We start from the raw sequence: 3,827 nt of genomic DNA, 5'->3' as shown, positions 1-3,827 counted from the left end.
TGCAGGACGATGCGGCCGCCCTCGGCGTGCACCGCCTCGAACACCCGCTGCCAGCCGGCCGCCTGCTCGTCGGTGGCGATGCCCGGCTCACCGACATAGCCCTGCGACGCGTGGTCGGGGTAGGTGCCCTCGGCGATGATCAGCCCGACGCTCGCCCGCTGCCGGTAGTACTCGACCATCAGATCCCCGGGAATGCCGGAGGAACCGGCCCGGACCCGGGTCATCGGTGCCATGACGATGCGGTTGGCGAGCTCGATCTTCCCGAGAGAGACGGGGGAGAAAAGTGATGGAACGGGCGAAACTTCTGAAATGTTGACAGTCATGGGTTTCTTTCTTTCTGCAATACGGAGGAAAACGGGAGGAAGGTCTGCGACGCAGGGGGTCCACGCTGTCCCGGCGGAGGCGCGGATGCGGTCCTCAGGCAGGCGCGGGCCCGCTGACGGTGACGCGGTTCCATGACCGCGATCGGGGTGTGCGTGGTGTTGGCGGCGCACGCAGTGAGAACCGCATGCCGTCGGCGTCGACGCCGTTCAAGCGCAACTGCCCGCCGGAGTAAGGGCGTTCGCTCCCTGCGCACGATCAGCAGCCAGCCAGCCAGCCAGGCGACGAAGTCATAAGTGCCGCCGCCGGCGTCGGTACGGATCGGTGTCTGCAGGCCGCGCCGCGACCGACTCCCTCGACGCGCCCCCGCGAAGAGGACCGATACACGGCTTCACCTGGAACGCGCTTGCGGCGGTGGCGGGAACAGCGATCTCAGTGCTCCTCATTCTCACCGGCCTGAGGCATTTCCGCCGGCCGATCGCCCATCGGACAGCCTGCTTCAGGAAAGCGCGAGGCTAGCTGAGCGGTACGTCCGCGACGGCCTTGAGGTGGCTGAACGTCTCGAGGGAGTACCGACCGTGGTAGCGGCCCATGCCGCTTTCGCCGACGCCGCCGAAGGGCAGGCCGGGCATGAGCAGTTGCATCACCGGCTGGCCCCAGGCGACGCCGCCGGAGGACGTCTCGTTCACCAGGCGCGACTTGGTGGCCTCGGACGTGGTGAAGGCGTAGAGGGCGAGGGGCTTGTCGCGTTCGTTGATGAAGGCGATGGCGGCATCGAGGTCTTCGACTTCGACGACGGGGAGGATCGGACCGAAGATCTCCTCCTGCATGACCGGCGATGCGGGGTCGACATCGGTGAGCACGGTCGGTGCGATGAACAGGTCGTCGCGGTCGTGCCGGCCCCCCACCGCCGCCCGGCCGGAGTCCAGCAGACGGGTGAGCCGGTCGAAGTGCCGCTCGTTGATGATCCGGCCGAAGTCGGCCGTGGTCTGCGGGGTGGTGCCGAACTGGGCTTCGACCGCCGCACGCAGGGCGGGGACCAGTGCGGCGGCGGTGGCAGGATCAGCCAGAACATAGTCCGGGGCTATGCACTGCTGGCCCGCGTTGCCGAACTTGGCGCCGACCAGCCGCTTGGCGGTCTCGTCCACGTCGGCGTCAGGTGCCACGAAGACCGGTGACTTGCCCCCGAGTTCGAGCGTGACGGGGGTGAGGTTCTTGGCGGCTGCGGCCATGACGATCCGGCCGACCGTGCCGTTGCCGGTGTAGAAGATGTGGTCGAAACGCTGCGCCAGCAGGGCCGTGGTCTCCTCGGCGCCCCCCTCGACGACGGTGAGCACATCGGCGTCGAAGTACTCACGCAGGAGGCGTGACGCCACTGCCGAGGTGTGCACCGACATCTCGCTCGGCTTGGCCACCACGGTGTTCCCGGCGGCCAGCGCGCCGATGATGGGGTCGATGAGAAGGTGCAGCGGGAAATTCCACGGAGCGATCACCAGGACGACCCCGAGCGGGTCGTACGTGGTGTATGCCGTTGTCGTGGGACCGAAGTGGGCGGGAACCTCCACCGGGCGGGGCTGAAGCCAGTTCTCGAGGTTCGCCAGCGTCTCGTCGATGTCGGCGACGGTGAAGTCGATCTCCTGCGTCTTCGCCTCGGCGGGGTTCTTCCTCAGGTCCTTCCAGAGGGCTTCGATCAGTTCCTGCTCGTTCTCGACCAGCAGTGCCCGCAGCCGCTGCAGTTGACTGACGCGCCAGTCCAGTGGGCGGGTGACGCCGGTGTTGAACGTCGCACGAAGGCGGCCGACCACCTCCGCGGCCGTTTCGGTCCGGTGCGTCCTCGGCTCGGTTGCCTGTGTTGTGGTCATGGGGTGTGCTCCGTTCTTGATGCAGGCCGCACCGTCAAAGGCGTTCGCGGCATGCCGTGGTACCGGTGATGGGCAACCGGGTGGATGACGGATGAAGGGTCAATCCGTGCCTTCACTGTAGCCCATGTACGCGCTAACGCGAACATGGGGCAGGGGTTATTCTTTCCTCATGGCCAGTCGCACCTCGTCACCCCTCGTCCACCCCGACACGGACGACCTCGACCTCTTCAAGATCATGAGCGCGCTGACCGACGAGACCCGGCTCACCATCGTCGTCACCCTCTCCGTCTCCCCCGGTCTGGCCTGCAGCGGCTTCACGCAGGACGTCACCGCGTCCGTACTCACCCGCCACTTCCGCGTCCTGCGCGAGGCGGGTCTCATCCGGCAGCACGATGTCGGCACCCGCCGTTTCAACACGCTGCGCAAGGAAGATCTGGACCAGCGGTTCCCCGGACTGCTCGACCTCGTCCTCAAGGAGAGCGTCGGCCGCGTGGAGCCCTACGTGAACGCCGAGTGCGCCTGACGCTCCGGCACCCCTCCGTGGCCGCGACGAACCGGACCCACCGCAGCCAGGTGTCCGGGTTGCGGCCGGCTTCGATCCCGTCGAACGACACCCAGGGCGCCGCGTCGACCAGGTCACGGCCGAGCCGGCGAGGCCGGCCGCCCGACGCGCGTGCGCCGAGCGGCAGTAACCCGCGCCCCGGCAAGGCGATTCGCCACCGGCTCCGACGTCCCCGCTTACACGTACTGGTCACTGACCGCCTGTGCACAAGGGTGCGCGAAGAACTCTGCGCCTGGGGCAAGCTGGCGCCGGTGAGGTGACGGCCGGGACTCTCCGCGCCTACGCCACCGGGAAACTCGCGTACTGCAAGATCCCGCGCCACGTTCTGGTCGTCGACGAGTTCCCGATGACCGTCACCGGCAGGTGCTTCTCCTGGCGCCTCGAGGAGACCGGTACTGAGCAACGCACGCACTGCACCCGGCCGATGGTGTGCCACGGCATCCAGCGCCTGCACCACCAGCTCGTAGGCGAACTCGATCTCCGCCTCGAGGTATTCCACAGGGCCAACGACCACGAACAGACGCTGGCGGCGTACTACGCCGAACCCGGTTCCCCGTCGGCGGATGCACTACGACTGCTGGCCATATGGGGCACCGACGCGACAAGGGCGGGAGCGGTGATGCCGTCGGCACGCACGGCTTGATGAACAGTTGATCATCGGTAGTTGGCTGCGCGCCACGCCCAGCGTCCCTTCGCACGCCAGACGCCTCCGGGGCCGGTGTCGGACTCAGGACGGCGCGGGCGTGCTGCGGGTGGGCAGCGGAAGAACGGTGCCGCCGCTGCGCAGGGCGTCGCTTCGAGGGCCGGCTGGCGGATGGCCTCCTCGTACAGGTTCCGGCGGGCTGACTTCTCCCCGCACGTCTGCCGCGTCGACATCAGGTCCCGGGCTAACCAGCTGACTGCGGCTTTGGCCAGCTGCCCAACGCGAGGTTCGCGACTTGCAGCAGCTCAGGGCGGGAACTACCACTCGCGGCCTGGACGGCAATCCCATTGGCGACTGTTCTCAGGTAGAGCGCGAGAAGATGAGGATCTGTGGAAGGCGGAAGGTCACCGGTGTCCACCGCCTGTTGGAACCGGCGCGT

At 67.7% G+C, this 3,827-nt stretch carries 2 protein-coding genes and 3 pseudogenes; 2 read left to right on the top strand and 3 right to left on the bottom strand.

Annotated elements, in window-relative coordinates; genetic code table 11:
• Positions 1 to 323: pseudogene (locus tag KUM49_RS49175) on the bottom strand (alkene reductase); the annotation flags it as partial.
• 513 nt (positions 324 to 836) lie between these two features.
• On the bottom strand, positions 837 to 2,183 hold the full coding sequence (locus KUM49_RS38420) for an aldehyde dehydrogenase family protein (RefSeq protein ID WP_217241590.1): 1,347 nt from the start codon (positions 2,181 to 2,183) through the stop codon (positions 837 to 839).
• Positions 2,184 to 2,352: 169 nt separating this feature from the next.
• Here KUM49_RS38420 and KUM49_RS38415 point away from each other — a divergent pair, with 169 nt between their 5' ends.
• On the top strand, positions 2,353 to 2,706 hold the full coding sequence (locus tag KUM49_RS38415; RefSeq protein WP_060895109.1) for a helix-turn-helix transcriptional regulator: 354 nt from the start codon (positions 2,353 to 2,355) through the stop codon (positions 2,704 to 2,706).
• A 472-nt stretch (positions 2,707 to 3,178) separates the two neighbouring features.
• Positions 3,179 to 3,388, top strand: a pseudogene (locus KUM49_RS38410) (transcriptional regulator); the annotation flags it as partial.
• 244 nt (positions 3,389 to 3,632) lie between these two features.
• On the opposite strand, the pseudogene KUM49_RS49170 reads toward KUM49_RS38410, so the two are convergent.
• Positions 3,633 to 3,827 (bottom strand): annotated as a pseudogene (locus tag KUM49_RS49170) (TetR/AcrR family transcriptional regulator); the annotation flags it as partial.

It is taken from the genome of Streptomyces sp. AC555_RSS877, from assembly GCF_019049245.1.
Classification (GTDB): Bacteria; Actinomycetota; Actinomycetes; order Streptomycetales; family Streptomycetaceae; genus Streptomyces.
The sequence above is the reverse complement of the archived record's forward strand: the minus strand, read 5'-3'. Positions and strand labels throughout refer to the sequence as shown.